17 protein-coding genes and 1 other RNA gene are annotated in these 19,517 nt (G+C 58.7%); 13 read left to right on the forward strand and 5 right to left on the reverse strand.

The annotated features are described in order from the left end of the window. The first annotated feature begins 39 nt into the window (after window positions 1-39). The 5 genes from KW828_RS11550 (at window position 40) to amtB (ending at window position 6,005) form a co-directional block, all read left to right on the forward strand. Complete coding sequence (locus tag KW828_RS11550) at window positions 40-498, forward strand: Lrp/AsnC family transcriptional regulator (protein ID WP_218336486.1); 459 nt, start codon at window positions 40-42, stop codon at window positions 496-498. A gap of 53 nt (window positions 499-551) precedes the next feature. Beyond that, entirely contained in the window at window positions 552-2,324 is a 1,773-nt protein-coding gene (locus KW828_RS11555; protein WP_218336487.1) for a SmdA family multidrug ABC transporter permease/ATP-binding protein, read from the forward strand. Further along, on the forward strand, window positions 2,317-4,095 hold the full coding sequence (locus KW828_RS11560; RefSeq protein ID WP_218336488.1) for a SmdB family multidrug efflux ABC transporter permease/ATP-binding protein: 1,779 nt from the start codon (window positions 2,317-2,319) through the stop codon (window positions 4,093-4,095). Before KW828_RS11555 ends, KW828_RS11560 begins: the two co-directional genes overlap by 8 nt. A gap of 254 nt (window positions 4,096-4,349) precedes the next feature. Beyond that, complete coding sequence (glnK, locus tag KW828_RS11565) at window positions 4,350-4,688, forward strand: P-II family nitrogen regulator (protein ID WP_002891893.1); 339 nt, start codon at window positions 4,350-4,352, stop codon at window positions 4,686-4,688. Between the two features lie 30 nt (window positions 4,689-4,718). Further along, window positions 4,719-6,005, forward strand: coding sequence for an ammonium transporter AmtB (gene amtB, locus KW828_RS11570; protein WP_218336489.1), 1,287 nt, complete (start codon window positions 4,719-4,721; stop codon window positions 6,003-6,005). A 98-nt stretch (window positions 6,006-6,103) separates the two neighbouring features. Here amtB and tesB read toward each other — a convergent pair whose 3' ends face one another. Beyond that, complete coding sequence (tesB, locus tag KW828_RS11575; protein ID WP_218336490.1) at window positions 6,104-6,964, reverse strand: acyl-CoA thioesterase II; 861 nt, start codon at window positions 6,962-6,964, stop codon at window positions 6,104-6,106. Window positions 6,965-7,183: 219 nt separating this feature from the next. Here tesB and KW828_RS11580 point away from each other — a divergent pair, with 219 nt between their 5' ends. Continuing rightward, window positions 7,184-7,753: a YbaY family lipoprotein gene (locus KW828_RS11580; protein ID WP_218336491.1), complete on the forward strand. Its 570-nt coding sequence runs from the start codon at window positions 7,184-7,186 to the stop codon at window positions 7,751-7,753. A 43-nt stretch (window positions 7,754-7,796) separates the two neighbouring features. Here the strand turns inward: KW828_RS11580 and KW828_RS11585 are convergent, their stop codons facing one another. Beyond that, window positions 7,797-8,111 carry an MGMT family protein gene (locus tag KW828_RS11585; protein WP_218336492.1) on the reverse strand — a complete coding sequence of 105 codons (315 nt, stop codon included), beginning with the start codon at window positions 8,109-8,111 and terminating at the stop codon, window positions 7,797-7,799. 164 nt (window positions 8,112-8,275) lie between these two features. Between KW828_RS11585 and ffs the strand changes: the two genes are divergently transcribed. The 3 genes from ffs to KW828_RS11600 all read left to right on the forward strand — a co-directional run bounded on the left by ffs (window position 8,276) and on the right by KW828_RS11600 (window position 9,041). Next, window positions 8,276-8,372, forward strand: an RNA gene (ffs, locus tag KW828_RS11590) — signal recognition particle sRNA small type. Window positions 8,373-8,577: 205 nt separating this feature from the next. Then, the gene (locus KW828_RS11595; protein ID WP_218336493.1) at window positions 8,578-8,829 is read left to right on the forward strand and encodes a hypothetical protein; all 252 of its coding nucleotides are present in this window, start codon (window positions 8,578-8,580) and stop codon (window positions 8,827-8,829) included. After that, on the forward strand, window positions 8,826-9,041 hold the full coding sequence (locus KW828_RS11600; RefSeq protein WP_218336494.1) for a hypothetical protein: 216 nt from the start codon (window positions 8,826-8,828) through the stop codon (window positions 9,039-9,041). Before KW828_RS11595 ends, KW828_RS11600 begins: the two co-directional genes overlap by 4 nt. 127 nt (window positions 9,042-9,168) lie before the next feature. On the opposite strand, the gene KW828_RS11605 is transcribed toward KW828_RS11600, so the two are convergent. Next, window positions 9,169-10,596 (reverse strand): PLP-dependent aminotransferase family protein, encoded by a 1,428-nt coding sequence (locus KW828_RS11605; protein ID WP_218336495.1) that lies wholly within the window; start codon window positions 10,594-10,596, stop codon window positions 9,169-9,171. Window positions 10,597-10,684: 88 nt separating this feature from the next. Between KW828_RS11605 and KW828_RS11610 the strand changes: the two genes are divergently transcribed. The 3 genes from KW828_RS11610 (at window position 10,685) to KW828_RS11620 (ending at window position 15,643) form a co-directional block, all read left to right on the forward strand. Beyond that, window positions 10,685-11,299: a YitT family protein gene (locus KW828_RS11610; protein ID WP_218336496.1), complete on the forward strand. Its 615-nt coding sequence runs from the start codon at window positions 10,685-10,687 to the stop codon at window positions 11,297-11,299. A gap of 75 nt (window positions 11,300-11,374) precedes the next feature. Then, window positions 11,375-12,457, forward strand: a complete 1,083-nt coding sequence (locus KW828_RS11615; protein WP_218336497.1) for a LacI family DNA-binding transcriptional regulator — start codon at window positions 11,375-11,377, stop codon at window positions 12,455-12,457. A gap of 108 nt (window positions 12,458-12,565) precedes the next feature. Then, entirely contained in the window at window positions 12,566-15,643 is a 3,078-nt protein-coding gene (locus tag KW828_RS11620; RefSeq protein WP_218336498.1) for a beta-galactosidase, read from the forward strand. A 38-nt stretch (window positions 15,644-15,681) separates the two neighbouring features. Here the strand turns inward: KW828_RS11620 and KW828_RS11625 are convergent, their stop codons facing one another. After that, window positions 15,682-17,250 (reverse strand): EAL domain-containing protein, encoded by a 1,569-nt coding sequence (locus KW828_RS11625; protein ID WP_218336499.1) that lies wholly within the window; start codon window positions 17,248-17,250, stop codon window positions 15,682-15,684. Window positions 17,251-17,339: 89 nt separating this feature from the next. Between KW828_RS11625 and KW828_RS11630 the strand changes: the two genes are divergently transcribed. Further along, complete coding sequence (locus KW828_RS11630; protein ID WP_218336500.1) at window positions 17,340-18,056, forward strand: GntR family transcriptional regulator; 717 nt, start codon at window positions 17,340-17,342, stop codon at window positions 18,054-18,056. Here the strand turns inward: KW828_RS11630 and KW828_RS11635 are convergent. Beyond that, on the reverse strand, window positions 18,053-19,252 hold the full coding sequence (locus tag KW828_RS11635) for an enolase C-terminal domain-like protein (RefSeq protein ID WP_218336501.1): 1,200 nt from the start codon (window positions 19,250-19,252) through the stop codon (window positions 18,053-18,055). The genes KW828_RS11630 and KW828_RS11635 overlap by 4 nt on opposite strands. Window positions 19,253-19,517 lie beyond the last annotated feature (265 nt).

Here is a 19,517-nt window from a genome sequence, read left to right on the forward strand (position 1 = left end):
ATAGACTTGAAGGAGAAATAATTTCTCCCGGAGTGAGTAATGCTAGATAAAATTGACAGAAAGCTGCTTTCTTTACTGCAGAACGACTGCACCCTGTCTTTGCAGGCGCTCGCGGATGCCGTTAATCTGACGACCACACCTTGCTGGAAACGGCTGAAACGCCTGGAAGACGACGGCATCATCAAAGCGCGTGTCGCGCTGCTGGATGCTGAAAAGCTGGGCCTTGGGCTGACGGCTTTTGTGCTGATCAAAACCCAGCATCACAGCAGCGACTGGTATAGCCGCTTTGTCTCCGAGGTCAATGCGCTGCCCGAAGTGTTAGGTTTCTGGCGCATGGCCGGCGAATACGACTATCTTTTACGGGTTCAGGTCGCCGATATGAAACGCTATGATGACTTCTATAAGCGACTGGTGAACAGCGTACCGGGGTTGTCCGATGTGACCTCCAGTTTCGCCATGGAACAGATAAAGTTCACTACTGCATTACCCATTGAATAACTCTCCCGGCCCGAAGCACCACCGCCGGAAAATCACGTTCAGGAAGTGACCGCGTGCGATTATTTGCTCAACTAAGCTGGTACTTTCGCCGGGAATGGCGACGCTATCTCGGTGCTGTAGCCCTGCTTATCTTTATTGCGATTTTGCAGCTTATCCCGCCGAAAGTGGTGGGTTACGTCGTCGATGGCGTGACGCTACAACACTACACCACCAGCCGGGTGCTGATGTGGATCGGTATTCTGGTGGTGGTGGCGATTGTCACCTATCTGCTGCGTTACGTCTGGCGTGTGCTGCTGTTCGGCGCGTCCTATCAGCTCGCCGTTGAACTGCGGGAAGATTTTTACCGCCAGCTCAGTCGTCAGCATCCGGAATTTTACCTGCGCCACCGCACTGGCGATTTAATGGCGCGCGCCACAAACGATGTCGATCGCGTGGTGTTTGCCGCCGGGGAAGGGGTACTGACGCTGGTGGACTCGCTGGTGATGGGCTGCGTGGTGCTGGTGGTGATGTCGACGCAAATCAGCTGGCAGCTTACTCTGCTGGCACTGCTGCCGATGCCGATCATGGCGATTGTCATCAAGCGCTACGGCGATCAGCTGCACGAGCGCTTCAAACTGGCGCAGGCGGCGTTCTCCTCCCTCAACGACCGCACCCAGGAGAGCATGACCAGCATCCGCATGATCAAAGCTTTTGGCCTGGAAGATCGCCAGTCGGCGCTGTTCGCGGCAGATGCCGCCGACACCGGCCGCAAGAATATGAAGGTCGCCCGTGTGGATGCACGCTTTGATCCGACGATTTATATCGCCATCGGCATGGCTAACCTGCTGGCCATTGGCGGCGGGAGCTGGATGGTGGTCAACGGCTCGTTAACCCTCGGGCAACTCACCAGCTTTATTATGTATCTGGGTCTGATGATCTGGCCGATGCTGGCACTGGCGTGGATGTTTAACATCGTTGAGCGCGGTAGCGCCGCCTATACCCGTATCCGCGACATGCTGGCGGAAGCGCCGGTGGTCAACGACGGCAGCGAATCCCTGCCGGACGGACGCGGCGAGCTGGCGGTGGCTATTCGTGAGTTCCGCTATCCGCTGACCGACAGTGCCACCCTGAGCGGCGTAAATTTCACGCTCAATCCGGGTCAGATGCTGGGCATTTGCGGGCCGACCGGTGCCGGTAAAAGTACCTTGCTGTCGCTGATCCAGCGCCATTTCGATGTCGATCAGGGCGAGATTTCCTATCACGGCATCCCGCTGCCGCGCCTGAAGCTGGACGTCTGGCGCAGCCGCCTCGCGGTGGTCAATCAGACGCCGTTTTTATTCTCCGACACGGTGGCGAACAATATCGCCCTCGGCAAGCCTGGCGCCACGCAGCAGGAGATCGAACACGCAGCGCGTCTGGCCAGCGTTCATGACGACATTCTGCGTCTGCCGCAGGGCTATGACACCGAAGTGGGCGAGCGCGGCGTCATGCTCTCCGGTGGGCAGAAACAGCGTATTTCTATTGCCCGCGCGCTGCTGCTCAATGCCGAGATCCTTATCCTCGACGATGCGCTCTCCGCCGTGGACGGACGCACCGAGCACGAGATTTTATACAACCTGCGGCAGTGGGGAGAAGGTCGCACGGTGATCATCAGCGCCCACCGCCTGTCGGCGCTGACCGAGGCCAGTGAAATTCTGGTGATGCAGCACGGACATGTTGCCCAGCGCGGTCATCACGACCAGCTGTCGCAGCAGCCCGGCTGGTATCGCGATATGTATCGCTATCAGCAACTGGAAGCGGCGCTGGATGATGCGCCGGACGAAAAAGAGGATCGTGCCAATGCGTAGTTTTGGGCAACTGTGGCCAACGCTCAAACGGCTGTTAGTGTACGGCAAACCCTGGCGCAAACCCCTGACCCGCGCCGTTGTTATGCTGTGGGTGGCGGCGATCGCCGAAGTCTCTGGCCCGGCGCTGATCAGCTATTTCATCGATAACATGGTGGCGAAAAGTTACCTGCCGTGGGGCCTGTTGGCGGGGATGGCGGTCGCCTATATCGGCCTGCAACTGCTGGCGGCGGGGCTGCACTATGCGCAGTCGCTGCTGTTTAACGAGGCGGCGGTCGGTGTGGTGCAGCAGCTGCGTACCGATGTGATGGATGCGGCGCTGCGTCAACCCCTGAGCGCTTTCGATACCCAGCCGGTCGGGCAGCTTATCTCCCGTGTCACTAACGACACCGAAGTGATCCGCGATCTCTATGTCACGGTGGTGGCGACCGTGCTGCGCAGCGCAGCGCTGATCGGCGCGATGCTGGTGGCGATGTTCACCCTTGAGTGGCGGATGGCGCTGGTGGCCGTGACCATTTTCCCGGCGGTGCTGGTGGTGATGGCGCTGTATCAGCGCTACAGCACGCCTATTGTTCGCCGTTTGCGCGCTTATCTGGCTGACATCAACGACGGCTTTAACGAAGTGATCAACGGCATGGGCGTGATCCAGCAATTCCGTCAGCAGGCGCGCTTTGGTGAACGGATGGGAGAAGCCAGCCGCTCGCACTACACCGCGCGCATGCAGACGCTGCGCCTCGACGGCTTTTTGCTGCGTCCTCTGTTGAGCCTGTTTTCGGCGCTGGTGCTCTGCGGTCTGTTAATGCTGTTTGGCTTTACCGCCGTCGGCACGATCCAGGTCGGCGTGCTGTATGCCTTTATCAGCTATCTGGGGCGGCTTAACGAACCGCTGATTGAACTCACCACCCAGCAATCCATGCTGCAACAGGCGGTGGTGGCGGGGGAGCGCGTGTTCGAACTGATGGACCGCCCACGGCAGACCTACGGCGATGACGAACGCCCCCTGACAAGCGGCGCGATTGAAATCGAAAACCTGTCGTTTGCCTATCGCGATGACCAGTTGGTGTTGCAGGATATTAACCTGGCGATCCCGTCGCGCAGTTTTGTGGCGCTGGTCGGGCATACCGGCAGCGGCAAAAGTACGCTCGCCAGCCTGATGATGGGCTATTACCCGTTGACCCAGGGCGAGATCCGCCTTGACGGGCGACCGCTCTCCACCCTCAGCCATGACGCGCTGCGCAATAGCGTGGCGATGGTGCAGCAGGATCCGGTGGTGATGGCAGAATCGTTTTTTGAAAACATCACCCTTGGGCGCGACATCAGTGAAGAGAAAGTCTGGCAGGCGCTGGAAACGGTGCAACTGGCAGATCTGGCGCGCAGCATGAGCGAGGGGATCCACACCCGGCTGGGCGAGCAGGGGAACAATCTCTCCGTCGGGCAAAAACAGCTGCTGGCGCTGGCGCGCGTACTGGTCGCCAGCCCGCAGATCCTGATCCTCGACGAAGCGACGGCGAATATCGACTCCGGCACCGAGCAGGCTATCCAGCAGGCGCTGGCGGCGATCCGCGAACAGACCACGCTGGTGGTGATTGCGCACCGGCTGTCGACGATAGTCGAGGCGGATACCATTCTGGTGCTGCATCGCGGACAGGCCGTAGAGCGCGGCACGCATCAGGAACTGTTAAACGCCCAGGGCCGTTACTGGCAGATGTACCAGTTGCAGCTCGCGGGTGAGGAGCTGGCCGCCGCCACGAAAGAAGAATCGCTTATCGCCTGATGCACCATTATCAGGCAGGCTACTGACAGCCATCGCTGTTGGTGCAAAAATGCAACGCACCCTGCACTGGCATGGTGCGTTTTTCTTTTCCAGGAACAATCTGAATCCCCGTCACACTTTTCACTCTGGCCTTTTCCCCTCGCCACACGGCTTAACCACCTGATCCTCTCCCGCTTTTTATTTCTGGCACAGCGTTTGCAATACCTTACACAAGTTAGCTGCCGCCATTACCGAATTCCGCCTGGAGGAACTTTATGAAGCTGGTTACCGTGGTTATTAAGCCATTCAAACTCGAAGACGTGCGTGAAGCGCTCTCTTCAATTGGTATTCAGGGGCTGACCGTTACCGAAGTGAAAGGCTTCGGACGTCAGAAAGGTCACGCTGAGTTGTACCGTGGTGCCGAGTACAGCGTTAACTTCCTGCCAAAAGTGAAGATTGACGTGGCGATTGCTGACGATCAGCTCGATGAAGTGATCGACGTGATCAGCAAAGCGGCCTACACCGGAAAAATTGGCGACGGCAAAATTTTCGTTGCCGAGCTGCAACGCGTCATTCGCATTCGTACCGGCGAAGCCGACGAAGCGGCGCTGTAACTCCTGCACACAGTGATAGGGATGGGAAAAATGAGCAAAACAACCTTAAAAATCGTACTCGCCGCGCTGGCTCTGCTTCCGGGACTGGCGCTGGCCGCCCCGGCTGTCGCTGACAAAGCGGATAACGCCTTTATGATGATCTGTACCGCGCTGGTGCTGTTTATGACCATTCCGGGGATCGCCCTGTTTTACGGCGGCCTGATCCGCGGTAAGAACGTACTGTCGATGCTGACGCAGGTCACTGTCACCTTCGCGCTGGTCTGTATTTTGTGGGTGGTGTATGGCTACTCGCTGGCGTTCGGCGAAGGCAATAATTTCTTCGGTAACTTCAACTGGGTGATGCTGAAAAACATCGAGCTGACGGCGGTGATGGGCAGCTTCTATCAGTACATTCACGTCGCGTTCCAGGGGTCGTTCGCCTGTATTACCGTCGGGCTGATTGTCGGCGCGCTGGCGGAACGTATCCGTTTCTCTGCGGTGCTGATCTTCGTGGTGGTATGGATGACGCTCTCCTATGTGCCGATTGCGCATATGGTCTGGGGCGGCGGTCTGCTGGCTTCCCACGGTGCGCTGGACTTCGCCGGTGGTACGGTGGTGCATATTAACGCCGCGGTTGCCGGGCTGGTGGGCGCATACCTGGTGGGTAAACGTGTCGGCTTCGGTAAAGAAGCGTTCAAACCGCACAACCTGCCGATGGTATTTATCGGTACCGCGATCCTCTATGTCGGCTGGTTTGGGTTCAACGCCGGTTCGGCAGGTGCAGCGAGCGAGATTGCCGCGCTGGCTTTTGTTAATACCGTGGTAGCGACAGCAGCAGCGATTCTGGCCTGGGTGTTCGGTGAGTGGGCGCTGCGCGGTAAACCGTCCCTGCTGGGCGCATGCTCTGGTGCGATTGCCGGTCTGGTTGGTGTGACTCCAGCGTGCGGTTACATCGGTGTCGGCGGCGCGATGATTGTCGGTCTGGCGGCGGGTCTGGCGGGTCTGTGGGGTGTGACCATGCTGAAACGCTGGTTACGTGTCGATGACCCGTGCGATGTGTTCGGGGTGCATGGCGTCTGCGGTATTGTCGGCTGCGTCCTGACCGGTATCTTTGCTTCCTCTTCACTGGGCGGCGTGGGCTTCGCAGAGGGCGTGACCATGGGGCATCAGGTGCTGGTACAGCTGGAAAGCATCGCCATCACCGTAGTGTGGTCAGGTGTAGTGGCCTTCATCGGCTACAAAGTGGCGGACATGACGGTTGGCCTGCGTGTACCGGAAGAGCAGGAGCGTGAAGGCCTGGACGTGAACAGCCATGGCGAGAATGCTTACAACGCATAATCAGTGATGTTTACACCAGGCCCGGCGGCGCAAGCTTGCCGGGCCTGGTTCATTTTGTAGGCCGGGTAAGGCGAAGCCGCCACCCGGCACAACCTCAATCAGTTACGGTTACGCATCACGCCTTCCTGCACCGTAGACGCCACCAGCACGCCATCCTGAGTATAAAACTCGCCGCGCACAAAGCCGCGCGCGCTGGACGCCGAGGTACTCTCCACGCTGTACAGCAACCACTCGTTAATGTTGAACGGACGGTGGAACCACATGGAATGGTCGATAGTGGCGACCTGCATCCCGCGCTCCAGGAAACCGACACCGTGCGGCTGCAACGCGACTGGCAGGAAATTAAAATCCGACGCATAGCCCAGCAGCGATTGATGTACGCGCGGATCGTCCGGCACGCTACCGTTCGCGCGGATCCACACCTGGCGGGCCGGTTCAGCGACATGGCCTTTCAGCGGGTTGTGGAATTCTACCGGGCGTATCTCCAGCGGTTTATCGCTGAGGAACTTCTCTTTTACCTGCGGTGGCAGCAGATGGGCGAGCGCGCGGGCAATGTCGGTTTCCGATTTCAGCGTATCCGGAGAGGGCGCGTCAGGCATGGTTTTCTGATGCTCGTAACCCGGCTCGGGGGCCTGGAAAGAGGCGGTCATATAGAAAATGGGTTTGCCGTTTTGAATGGCTGCCACGCGACGTGCGCTAAAGCTATTGCCATCGCGCAGCACTTCCACGTCGTAAACAAGGGGTTTTTCACTGTCACCAGGGCGCAGGAAATAGCTGTGAAAGGAGTGCACCAGGCGATCCAGCGGCACGGTTTCTTTGGCGGCGTACAGCGCCTGCCCCACAACCTGCCCGCCAAATACCTGACGAAGCCCTAAATCTTCGCTTTGTCCGCGAAACAGGCCCTCTTCGATTTTTTCCAGATTTAATAATGTCAGCAGATTGTTCAGCGCTTGACTCATATATGTCCTCAATAAAAATAAAATCCGCCAGACCGGAGGGTTCGGCATAAGTATAACGCAGGATCGTCAGTGGTCCGATGGGTGCAATAATCTGAATAACCGGCCATTTCCAGGCAGAAATGAGTGACATGTGCCACACTTATTCCCGTTATCTCAGTATTAACCACTGATTCTGGCAGGAACATATCCTTCTGGTGCATTGAAGATAAGGAGAACTCAATGAAACTCGTGCACATGTTAAGTGGTGTTGCGGTCGCTGTTTCGCTGGCTGCCTGCGCAGATAAGAGCGCAGATATTCAGACACCCGCACCAAATCCCAGTACTTCTATTGCGTCTACCAAATCAACTATTGCGCAACCTAATGTCTCTGGTTCTGTCTGGATCCGTCAGAAAGTGGCGCTGCCACCGGATGCGGTCCTGACTGTCACCCTGGCGGATGCGTCACAGGCCGATGCGCCGTCAAAAGTGATCGCACAGAAAGCGGTGCGTACCGAGGGTAAACAGGCACCGTATAGCTTCGTGCTGCCGTTTAATCCGGCCGACATTCAGCCAAATGCCCGTATCCTGCTGAGTGCGGCAATCACGGTGAACGACAAACTGGTGTTTATCACCGATACGGTGAAACCAGCGGTTAATCAGGGCGGAACCAAAATGGACCTGAACCTGGTGCCGGTACAGCAGACGGCGATCCCGCTGCAACAGAGCGGTGGTTCAACCACAACCGTACCGTCTACGTCACCGACGCAGGTGGTGCCATCGGCTTCAACGCCGGCTCCGACCCAGATGTAATCGCGTTACGGCCCGGCGGCGCTCGCTGCCGGGCCAGCGGCTTTCAGTAGTACACCCACCGATAGCGCTGTAAATCAATCCGCCCGTCTCCTGATACCTGAACCCCTTCCGCCAGTAACGCCTGTCGTTGCCGTTGCAGATCCGGTCCACTGAGTGAAATCACGCCGTGACGATTTACCACACGATGCCAGGGCAGGGTAGAGCCTTCCGGCAGACGCTTGAGCACGCCGCCCACCTGACGCGCGGCGCGGGGCGATCCGGCAAGGCGCGCGACCTCGCCATAAGTGGTGACATAGCCTTCCGGGATCGAGGCGACAATCTGCCATACGCGCTGCGGAAAAGAGTCCTGCGGATCCATAGCATCTCCTGAGTATTGATTCTTCAGGATAAACAGCTCGCCGCAGGCTGTGAAGAGGCGGGTGCGCAATAAACCAGCATACGACCGGCACGCGCTTGCAATTGACGGGGTGTACAGGGATAATGCGCCTGCGCGTTGGTTAACAACGCTCTCAATGGGGGCCCTGTTGGTTCTCCCGCAACGCTACTCTGTTTACCAGGTCAGATCCGGAAGGAAGCAGCCAGAGCAGATGACGTGTGTGCCGGGATGTAGCTGGCAGGGCCCCCACCCATTTCTGCTCCGCAATAACGCCCTGTTTTACCCGCCATTACGTCTTCTTTCTTTCCTGCGCCTGAATTTACCGCTGCGTTATGTGACCGCCGTCAGCCTATTTTTCGCTGTCATGTAAATGAAATGTTATTGTCATTAACGTGTCATAAACGCATGGCAATTTAATCGTGGATATTTCAATCGGTAAGGGATAAGCATGGTTAGCGCAGTTTTGAATGTGAAAATTGACGAGGCAGTGAAAGAGAAACTCCGTCAGTATGCCGAAGAGAATAATGAAAACCTGAGTACCGCCACGGAAAAACTATTATTGCTGGCGCTGGGCTCCGCTGAAGAGTCGGCTATTTCTGAAGAAGACATTGACAGCCAGCATACCGAAGAAGACAACGCTTCACCCTTAACGTCCAAAGAAATCAAAGCCCTGAGAAAAATTCTGAAGAAGAAAAAATGAAAGAACATCTCCAGAAGACCGCGGCCAGCTACGGCGAGGCCTGTCAGTTACTGCGATCCGGCCATGTGAAAACCGTACGCCTGAACTGGAATATCGGCACGGACGAGTTTTTTCGCATTGCATCCGACTGGTGCGATGCAGGCGCTAAAATTAAGAAAGAGGGCGAGCATTTTATTATTTCGATTAAGGGATTCCCTATTCCGCGACAGTAGTCATGCTGACGTCATCTGAATTACATCCGCCTGTGAAAGACTGTCCTTAAAATATAACGTCAGACAACCATCTCCTGTTCATTACGGATGATGATTACGACGAGCCGCGCGGCTCGTCGGTATTTTCTCAGATGACTTTCCGTTGACGTGATAACACGGGTTGAGCGACCAGTGACGACCACATCGGTTGCAACGTGGTAAATGCCTTGCGCAAGACCTCATCCGGCTGAGAAAACGGCATCCGCAAAAAACGGTCAAACGCCCCCTGTAAACCAAAACGTGTTCCGGTCCCGAGACTGATGTCCGTGCTTTCCGCATGGCTGGCGAACAGCGTCGCCAGCGCGTCCGGCAATTCCACCCAGAATGATAAGCCGCCCTGCGGCATTGCCCACTGCCAGCGTGGGAAAAATTCCTGCATCAGCGCCGCGCAGTCGTCGCGGTGCGCCATCAGCTGTTGCCGCCGCGCGGGTAAAAAATCGTCGCCATTTTCAATCAACCAGCGGGTCGCCAGCTGTTCGAGCACCGGCGAGCCCAAATCGAGGGTTTCGCGCATCTGTACCAGCGCGGCAATGGTGCGTGCTGGCGCGCGGATCCAGCCTACCCGCAGCCCACCCCAGAAACTTTTGCTGGCAGACCCCAGAGTAATGATCGGTGCAGCGCTATCAAAGGCGGCCAGCGGTGGTGGTGGCGGGGCGTCCATCCACAGATCGACCATGGTTTCATCCACCACCAGCGTAGTGCGCGTGCGTGCCGCCAGACGGGCGACGCTTTCCCGCGTCGGCGCATCCATACAACGCCCGGTCGGATTGTGGAAATCCGGCATCAGATAAGCGATGCGCGGCGAGGTCTGGGCGATGGTTGCCGCCAGGCCGTCCACATCCCAGCCATGTGAAGGTAAGGCCACGCCCACCGGACGGCAGGATGCGCCCTCGATAGCGGCGATTGCCAGCGGATAGGTGGGATGATCCACCACCACGCGATCGCCAGGCCCGGTCAGCAACCGCAGGATCAGCGCCAGCCCGCTGACGGCACCGTTGACGATCATCACCTCGTCAGGACGTGTCTCCAGCCCCCGCGCGGTGTAACGTCCGGCAATCGCCTCCCGCAGCGCCGGCAAACCCTGCTGATCGTAGCCGGTGCCGGACAACAGCGGCGGCATCGCCGTCAGCGCGTGCTGATAGGCCTGGTGGATCTCCGGTCCGGCGGGCAGCGAGGCGGCAGAGAGATCAAGCGCGGTCGGCTGCGCCATGCGGGTCGGCACCACGCGTTTGCTCTCCGGCAGGATCACCACCGAGCCGCTGCCGTGACGGCTCAGCAGATAACCCTCTTCACGCAGTTGCGCCAGGGCGCTGGCGGTGGTCGTGCGGCTGATGCCCAGCGCGCTGGCTAACTCGCGCTCGCCGGGCAGACGTGTATCCAGTGCCAGCCGGCCATCGAGGATCAGCAAACGTAAAGCCTGCGCCAGCTGCCGCCATAAAGGCGTGCGGGACGAGGGTTGTTGCCACTGGCCGAGCAGGCGTACCAGGGACTGACTTCCGGAGCGACGAGGAGACATAGCGGTCCACTTTTTCAAAACTGGTCATTAATTATAATGCCAGGTATGGCGAAGATGTCATCCTGATTCGAAGTTACCGAGGTGTGCGATGGTCCGGCGTTTGATCCAGTTGTATATCGGCCTGATGTGTTATGGCGTGTCTACCGCGATGTTTGTGCGCGCCAATCTGGGGGCCGATCCGTGGAACGTTTTCCATCTCGGCATCGGCAAACTGCTGTCGCTGGATATTGGGGTGGTGATGATTGCCACTGGCGCGCTGGTGCTGCTGCTGTGGATCCCGCTGCGCCAGCGTCCGGGACTGGGCACCATCAGCAACGTGATTGTTATTGGCCTGGCTGCCGATGCCGCGCTGACGCTGATGCCGCCGCTGGAATCGCTGCTGGCACGCAGTGTTTTGCTGGTGGCGGCCATCGTCGTTAACGCGCTGGCGACCGGCATGTATATTGGCGCAGGCTTCGGCTCCGGGCCGCGCGACGGCCTGATGACCGGCATCAACGCCCGTACCGGCTGGTCAGTACGCAGCGTGCGCACGGCGATTGAAATCAGCGTTCTGCTGCTGGGCTGGGCGATGGGCGGCACCTTTGGCGTCGGTACTGTGCTGTATGCGCTGACCATCGGCCCGCTGATCCAACTCTGTCTGCCGTGGTTTCGTCCACGCCCGCAACCGGTAGCGGCTCCGCTGCCGGAGACGCCGGTTGTCTGATCCGGCGAAGCGCTCACAGCAACGCGCCGCGCATTGCGTTACACTGACGCCATTCTGACTGCTGCGATGTGAGCGATGAAACCGATAACCCTGTACGATGTGGCCCGCCTCGCGGGCGTCTCCTACCAGACCGTCTCCCGCGTGATCAATCAGGCGGAACACGTTTCTGCCCGTACCCGTGAAAAAGTGCAGCAGGCCATGGCAGAGCTGCACTACATTCCCAACCGCGGCGCACAGCAGCTGGCGGGTAAACGCACCCGCACGCTGGGGCTTATCACCACCGATCTGGCGCTCCATGCCCCCTCGCAAATCGCCTCGGCGGTGAAAACCCGTGCCGGGCAGGCGGGGTGTGGCACACTGATTTCAATGGTTGAACGTCACGATCTGACGGCCTGCCAGGCGGCATTGCAGGAGTTACTGTCGCAACGTGTCGACGGTCTGCTGGTGAATATTCCGCTGGACGACGAGGATGCGCAGACGCTGGCGGCGCAGGCGCAGCCCGTACCGGTGCTGTTTCTTGACGTCAGCCCGACGGCGGCGGTCAACAGCCTGGTGTTCGATGCCGCCCAGGGGGCACGTCTGGGCGCGGTGCATCTGCTGTCGCTTGGGCATCAGCATATTGCGCTGCTGGGCGGCCCGGAAAGCTCGGTGTCGGCCCGCGCGCGTTTCGCAGGCTGGCTTGCGGCGCTCAATGAAGCCGGACTGGCCCCGGTTGCCCATGCCCACGGCGACTGGAGCGCGGCGTCCGGCTATGAGAAAACGCACCAGTTACTTGCCCGCGCGCCGCACACCGAAGCGATCCTCGTGGCAAACGATCAGATGGCGCTGGGGGCGATCCGCGCCTGTGCAGAGAAGGGCATTCGCGTGCCGGAGCAGTTATCGCTGGTAGGTTATGACGATACCGCCGACAGCGCCTGGTTTTCGCCGCCGCTAACCACCGTGCGGCAGGCCTTTAAAGAGGCGGGCGAGCGCAGCGTTGACTGGCTGCTGAGTGAAGCGGCCACCGACCGCGCCAGCCTGAGCCAGACCCGCTGCCCGGTAACGCTGGTGGTGCGCGGCTCTACCGCCGCACCTGGCGGGGAGATCATCGACGGAAAAACGCTGGCACAGCGGCTGAGTGAACTGGCCGTACTGGCCGCCCGCCTGGAAACGCGCTGATCCTTTTGTGATCGACGCCGCTTCTGACGGATCCCGCCCTTTACCCGCGACGAAGAAACAGGCATGGTAACTGTAATTGTGAGCGCTTCGCAAAATTCAGAGGTAACTATGTCTGCATCTGCTTTATCCACCTTGATTGCCCGCCGCGACTGGGAGAATCCGGTCGTCACGCAATGGCACCGCCTGCCTGCCCATGCGCCGATGAACAGCTGGCGTGACGCCACTGACGCGGCCCGCGAGGCAGCTTCTCCCTCCCGCCGCCTGTTAAATGGCGACTGGCAGTTCAGCCTGTTTCCTGCGCCGGAAGCGGTGCCGGAACAGTGGCTGACGCAGGATCTGGCAGAGGCGGTCGCTATGCCGGTGCCATCCAACTGGCAAATGCAGGGCTTTGATACGCCGATCTATACCAACGTGACCTACCCGATCCCGGTGACGCCGCCTTTTGTCCCGCAGGAAAACCCTACCGGTTGTTACTCGCTCACATTTGAGGTGGATGCGCACTGGCTGGCGGAGGGGCAGACGCGGATTATTTTTGAAGGCGTCAATTCCGCGTTTTACCTGTGGTGCAACGGCGAATGGGTCGGCTATTCCCAGGACAGTCGTCTGCCGGCGGAGTTTGATCTCAGCGCGCAGCTAAAACCTGGCGCTAACCGACTGGCGGTGATGGTGCTGCGCTGGTGTGATGGCAGCTATCTGGAAGATCAGGATATGTGGCGCATGAGCGGGATTTTCCGCGACGTGGTGCTGCTGCACAAACCGACGACGCACATCGCCGATTACCAGGTTGCCACCCATCTCAATGCCGATTTTAACCACGCGCAGCTGGTGGTGGATGTTGAACTGGCGGGGGACTATGCCGATTGCCTGGTGGCGCTGACCCTGTGGCGCGGCGACGAAACTATCGCTCAGGCCAGCCAGGGACCGGGCAGCGAGATTATTGATGAGCGCGGTGCCTGGGCGGAAAAACTCCGCATCCGCATTCCGGTGGATCAACCGCACTTATGGAGCGCGGAAGATCCGGCGCTCTACCGGCTGGTGGTGTCGCTGCTGGACGCCAATGGCAAACTGCTGGAGACGGAAGCCTGCGATGTGGGTTTCCGTAAGGTCGAGATCAGCAACGGCCTGCTGAAGCTCAACGGGAAACCGCTGCTGTTGCGTGGCGTGAATCGCCATGAGCATCACCCGGAGCGCGGTCAGGCAATTGATGAAGCGACCATGCGCCAGGACATCGAGCTGATGAAGCAGCACAACTTTAACGCCGTGCGCTGCTCGCACTATCCCAACCATCCGCTGTGGTATCGCCTGTGCGATCGCTATGGCCTGTACGTGGTGGACGAAGCCAATATCGAAACGCACGGCATGGTGCCAATGCGCCGTCTGTCTGACGATCCGCGCTGGTTCCCGGCGATGAGCGAGCGCGTGACGCGCATGGTGCAGCGGGATCGCAACCATCCGTCGATTATCATCTGGTCACTGGGCAATGAGTCCGGGCATGGTGCCAGCCATGATGCGCTCTACCGCTGGGTGAAAAGCAGCGATCCGACCCGTCCGGTGCAGTATGAAGGCGGCGGTGCCAACACCGCGGCCACCGATATTATTTGTCCGATGTATGCCCGCGTGGATCAGGATCAACCGTTCCCGGCGGTGCCGAAATGGTCGATCAAAAAATGGCTGAGCATGCCGGATGAGCAGCGCCCGCTGATCCTGTGCGAGTACGCGCACGCCATGGGCAACAGCTTTGGCGGCTTCGCCAAATACTGGCAGGCGTTCCGCGACTACCCGCGTTTACAGGGCGGTTTTGTCTGGGACTGGGTGGATCAGGCGCTGACAAAAACCGGCGACAATGGCGAGCGCTTCTGGGCTTACGGCGGCGATTTTGGCGACACGCCAAACGATCGTCAGTTCTGTATGAACGGCCTGGTGTTTCCGGATCGCACCCCGCATCCGGCGCTGTATGAAGCCCAGCGCGCCCAGCAGTTCTTCCAGTTCCGCCTGGTGAGCACCGCGCCGTTGGCGTTCGACATCACCAGTGAATACCTGTTCCGCACAACGGATAACGAGGTGCTGCGCTGGTCGATTGCCCGCGATGGCGAGGTGCTGGCGTCTGGCGAGCAGGCGCTGGACATTGCGCCGCAGGGCACGCAGCGCATCACGCTTGATGCGCCACTGCTGACCGCCGCACCGGGCGAAGTCTGGCTGAACGTAGATATTTATCAGCCTGAGGCCACCGACTGGTCACCGGCACAGCATCTTTGCGCCTGGGATCAGTGGCGCTTACCGGCACCGCTGTTTGTCGCGCCGCCACAGGCGAACGGCACCGCGCCGGAGCTTACTGTCAGCGAGGATGAGTATGCGATCACCCACCAGACACAACGCTGGCAGTTTTCCCGCCTCAGCGGCGAGCTGACACAGTGGTGGCAGGGCGACACGCCGACGCTGCTTACGCCAGTGCGCGATCAATTTACGCGTGCGCCGCTGGATAATGATATTGGCGTCAGCGAAGTGACGCGCATTGATCCCAATGCCTGGGTGGAGCGCTGGAAAGCCGCGGGCATGTACGCCATGACGCCGCGTCTGCTGCACTGCGCGGCGGAACGCACCGCGTCCGAGGTGTGGATCGCAACCCGTCACTGCTGGGAAGCCAATGGCAAGGTGCTGTTTATCAGCCATAAACGCTGGCGCATCGACAGTTACGGCGTGCTGCATGGCGAAGTGGAGGTTGAGGTGGCGTCCGACGTGCCGCCGCCCGCGCGTATCGGCATCAGCTGTCAGCTGGCGGACGTGGAATCGTCGGTAAGCTGGACGGGACTGGGGCCGCATGAAAACTACCCGGATCGCAAACTGGCGGCGCGGCAGGGGCGCTGGACGCTACCGCTGGCGGCACTGCATACGCCGTACATTTTCCCCGGCGACAACGGCCTGCGCTGCGATACCCGCGAACTGCGCTACGGCGCGCATCAGCTGAACGGGCGTTTCCACTTTGCCCTCAGCCGCTACGGTCAGGCGCAGTTACAGGCGACCACGCATCACCATTCGCTGCGTGAGGAGCCGGGCTGCTGGCTGCATGTGGATGCTTTCCATATGGGCGTTGGCGGAGATGATTCCTGGAGTCCGAGCGTGTCGCCGGAATTTATTCTGACGCAGGATCGCGTGCACTATCGGTTTAGCTGGCAGCAACGCCGGTAATAACCCATGACGCGGGCAGCACCACTGCCCGCGTTGTTTTATGCGGAGGGGGTCGTGCGCAGATTCGCTTCGGCCCAAAGAATAAACGCCGCTTTCGGCAACGCTTTGCTGTACAGCCACCCCTGACCAAACTGCACACCGTGCTCACGCAGCCATGCCTGTTGGCTGTCGGTTTCAATGCCTTCCGCCACCATCGCCAGATCCAGCGCTTTCGCCATCGCAATAATCTGCGGGGTGACGTTTTTATACGCCAGCGCATCGACGAAGGATTTGTCGATCTTGAGAATATCGACGTGCAGGTTTTGCAGATAACTGAGGCTGGAATAGCCGGTGCCGAAATCGTCGATGTAAATAGCGTGTCCGGCCTTGCGCAGCGCGTCGATGGCCGGGGCGCTGATCTCCGGATCGGCAAAACCGCGCTCGGTAAGTTCAAGGGCAATTTGCGCAGGCGATAACTGCCAGCGGGTCAGCTGCTCATGCAGTAATGCGGGCAGGGTGCCGGACGTGAGATCACCCGGATCGAGGTTCACGGAAATATGTATCTCCGGGTGCTGTTGCAGCCAGATGCCCAGATCCTCAAACACGGTTTCGATGATCAGCTGCGTCAGGCGCGGCATCAGTCCGGTTTTTTCCGCCAGCGGAATGAACACATCGGGGGTAAGAAAGCTGCCGTCAATCTGCGGCCAGCGGGCAAGGGCTTCTGCGCCGACGATTTTACCTGTGCTGAGCGCCACGATGGGCTGGTAGTTAACGACGATGTCACGCGCGTTGATAGCATCCAGCATACGCTGGCGCGGCGACTGCAGGCGATGCAGATAGCGTAACAGGAACGCCGCCAGCAGAAAGCTCATCAGCAGACCGAAAGGCAGCCAGATGATCAGCTGGCGATGCCAGGTCTTTTCCAGTGGCGCAAGGGAGGCGACGGTAACGATCGCCACACCCAGCTGCGGATAATGCTTCACGTTGTACATCGCGCCCTGAGATTTCAGTTGTTCATCGCCGAGGGACTTCAGTTTCTGCCAGAGGGCAGGGGTTAAATCAAAACTGCTGGCGATCACCCGCTCGCTTTCGGTGCCGATCAGGGCGGTTTCAATCGACCAGTTACCAAACGGCAGCACGTCAATCAGCGACTGCGGATCGATCATCACCACATGGCGCTGACTGCCCAGCGCCAGCATGGTGCGGTGCAGGCCAATGTCATTCGCGGTGGTTAGCCAGACGCGGTAGCCGTCGCGGGTGGTTTTGCCTGCGCCCGAAAAAATACCCTCACGACTCTGGTTTTCAAGGGAGGAGCAGAGCGGCCTGAGGCCGTCGAGGTAGATCACTTCCTGAAGATAGCGATTGATGTAGGAGACGTGGCGCATCGCCAGTAAATGTTCCGGGCTGCACGGTTGACCGTGGAAGGATTCGATTTCATTCAGTGCATTTTTACCCTGCTCGATCACCTTTTCCGTGCGCATCACCACCCGCGAGGCGTAGTTGTCCATTTCACTGGCAAAATTGTCTTCCGCCTGATGATAGGCCAGCCAGATGCTCAGCCCGACGGGAAGCAATACCGCCAGGCTCAGTACACCCGTGATGACGCTGATAAGCCGTCGGTTGTTCATAATCAAAAATCCCTGTTTTGATGTTCGGCACGCCTTGTGGATGATAGCCTTATATCACAGCCAATTAACAGTAATGCAGGATGCGTCAGATGAAGAAAAAAGAGTTTGTGACGCAGGATTTGCTGAGCAAAATTTATCAAAATCGTGAGCCGGGTCCACGTAAGCTTCCACCGGAGCGTCAGCTGGCCTCAGAATACGGCGTCTCACGTTTTACTATCCGTCAGGCGCTGGAAAAACTCGCCAGCATTGGCGTGGTGCGCATCGTGCAGGGATCGGGGATCTGGATCAACGAGCAGTCGCGCAACAATCCGCTGGTGTACAACTCGATCACCGAAAAGCGCTTTGATCAGATCCGTTTTCGCATGATCAGCCTGCATAAAAAACGGCCCGACCGCGATGAGCAGCAGATTTTCGGCCTGCCGGAAGAGAGCTTTATCTGGCAGTTTTGCCGCCTGCGCTTTGTGGATGAAGAAGCGGTGCAGATCGAAGTGTCGCGGATGCCGGTGGCGGATTTTCCGGATCTGAATCAGCAGGTGATCGAGCGTTCATTGCAGCAATATGTGCTGAGCAAGGGCTATCAGGTGTCGCATCTGCTGACCACCTATCGCGCAGTCAGCGTCAGCCGGGAACAGGCGGTGCTGCTGGGCTGCAAAAAGGGCAGCCCGGCGATGCACATCAGCAACCGCGGTATTCTGGAGGGCGGCCAGGTGTATGAGATCAGCGATATTATCGACATCAATTACACCTGTACCTACATCATTCCTTACAACCGCGACAATCTGACCTTCCGCCAGGGCGGCGGTTAAGGCGTGTGGATGCTGCCGTCGGGCAGGCGGCTTTGCGTCCACTCATGCGGGCGGTAGACCAGCGGGCTGGCGAGGGCTTTCTCTTCGTCAAAACCGACGCCGATACCCGGCGCGTCCGACGCATACACAAAGCCATTTTTCGCCACCGGCGCGCCAGGGAACACCGCATCGGTACTGGCGGAGCGGGGAATAAACTCCTGGATCGCCGCATTGTGCAGGTGAATATTGAGATGGGTATTCACTGCCACGCCAATCGGCGTCATATCGCCAGGGCCGTGCCAGGCCAGGCGAACACCGAAGGCCTGGCACAGCACCGCCAGCTTCAGCGCCGGGGTGATGCCGCCAATCTGCGAGATATGGCAGCGGATAAAGTCGATGCGGCGGTTGACGATCAGATCGTGCCACTCCGCCGGGTTGTTAAACAGCTCGCCCATCGCCAGCGGCGCGGTACTGTGCGCCCGCACCTGTTCCAGCCACGCGCTTTGCGTCGGCGGCAAAATATCTTCAATAAAGTAAGGCTGATACGGCTCCAGTTGCCTGGACAGTTGTACCGCCTGTTGCGGGAACAGCCGCTCGTGAACGTCATGCAGGATATGCAGCTGATAGCCGTATTTTTCACGCAGCGCGGCAAACATCGCCACCGTGTTGCTCATGTACTCCTGCTGATCGAAATAGGCCCCCGGCGTGGGGTTGTCGGGAGTGTGCAGATTCGCCGGCGTGCCGCCGTAAAAACCGAGCTGGCAGCGCACGTGGCGGTAGCCCTGGGCTACCAGTTTGTCGACGGCGGCAAAGAGTTCGTCCAGCGTTTCGCCGCTGGCGTGGGAATAGGCGGGGATCGCATCGCGGGATTTACCGCCGAGCAGCTGATAGAGCGGCATCCCGGCGAGCTGGCCTTTGATGTCCCACAGCGCCATATCGACGCCGGAAATCGCATTGTTCATCGCCGGACCGTTACGCCAGTAGGCGTTAACGTTCATCATCTGCCAGGCGTCTTCGATGTGGTTGGCGTCGCGCCCGACCATCAGCGGTTTCAGGTATTCGTCGACCAGCGTTTTCACCGCCAGTGGACGTTGCTGAAAAGTGGCGCATCCGAGTCCTGTGATGCCTTTATCGGTGGTGACCCGCACGGTAACCAGATTATGCCGGTCGGGGCGGGTAATAAAACATTCGATATTTTGAATAATCGTTGGCGTCACAGGGAATACTCCTTTTCAGGCCAGATAAATCGTTATGGCTATTATCATCCCCTGAATTTCCAGAAAAGGTAAACCGTTTTTTTTATAAATTTTTTGGTCAGATAATTTGATTGTTTTTAATTAAAAACCAGACCAATTATTGCAATGTTTCGTTTTTAAAGGCTTTAGGGTGGCGAAATGTGACGTGATTCATATTTTATTGGTTTGTTTTGTTGTGGTGATTTACCTACCATGAGTAACACATATTAAAACGACAACACTTCCG

Source organism: Enterobacter sp. ENT03 (assembly GCF_019218745.1).
Classification (GTDB): Bacteria; Pseudomonadota; Gammaproteobacteria; order Enterobacterales; family Enterobacteriaceae; genus Enterobacter_D.

Coding starts and splice junctions, on each gene's coding strand:
- KW828_RS11550 (WP_218336486.1), top strand. CDS start 40: ATGCTAGATAAAATTGACAGAAAGCTGCTTTCTTTACTGCAGAACGAC.
- KW828_RS11560 (WP_218336488.1), top strand. CDS start 2,317: ATGCGTAGTTTTGGGCAACTGTGGCCAACGCTCAAACGGCTGTTAGTG.
- glnK (WP_002891893.1), top strand. CDS start 4,350: ATGAAGCTGGTTACCGTGGTTATTAAGCCATTCAAACTCGAAGACGTG.
- amtB (WP_218336489.1), top strand. CDS start 4,719: ATGAGCAAAACAACCTTAAAAATCGTACTCGCCGCGCTGGCTCTGCTT.
- tesB (WP_218336490.1), bottom strand. CDS start 6,964: ATGAGTCAAGCGCTGAACAATCTGCTGACATTATTAAATCTGGAAAAA.
- KW828_RS11580 (WP_218336491.1), top strand. CDS start 7,184: ATGAAACTCGTGCACATGTTAAGTGGTGTTGCGGTCGCTGTTTCGCTG.
- KW828_RS11585 (WP_218336492.1), bottom strand. CDS start 8,111: ATGGATCCGCAGGACTCTTTTCCGCAGCGCGTATGGCAGATTGTCGCC.
- KW828_RS11595 (WP_218336493.1), top strand. CDS start 8,578: ATGGTTAGCGCAGTTTTGAATGTGAAAATTGACGAGGCAGTGAAAGAG.
- KW828_RS11600 (WP_218336494.1), top strand. CDS start 8,826: ATGAAAGAACATCTCCAGAAGACCGCGGCCAGCTACGGCGAGGCCTGT.
- KW828_RS11605 (WP_218336495.1), bottom strand. CDS start 10,596: ATGTCTCCTCGTCGCTCCGGAAGTCAGTCCCTGGTACGCCTGCTCGGC.
- KW828_RS11610 (WP_218336496.1), top strand. CDS start 10,685: ATGGTCCGGCGTTTGATCCAGTTGTATATCGGCCTGATGTGTTATGGC.
- KW828_RS11615 (WP_218336497.1), top strand. CDS start 11,375: ATGAAACCGATAACCCTGTACGATGTGGCCCGCCTCGCGGGCGTCTCC.
- KW828_RS11620 (WP_218336498.1), top strand. CDS start 12,566: ATGTCTGCATCTGCTTTATCCACCTTGATTGCCCGCCGCGACTGGGAG.
- KW828_RS11625 (WP_218336499.1), bottom strand. CDS start 17,250: ATGAACAACCGACGGCTTATCAGCGTCATCACGGGTGTACTGAGCCTG.
- KW828_RS11630 (WP_218336500.1), top strand. CDS start 17,340: ATGAAGAAAAAAGAGTTTGTGACGCAGGATTTGCTGAGCAAAATTTAT.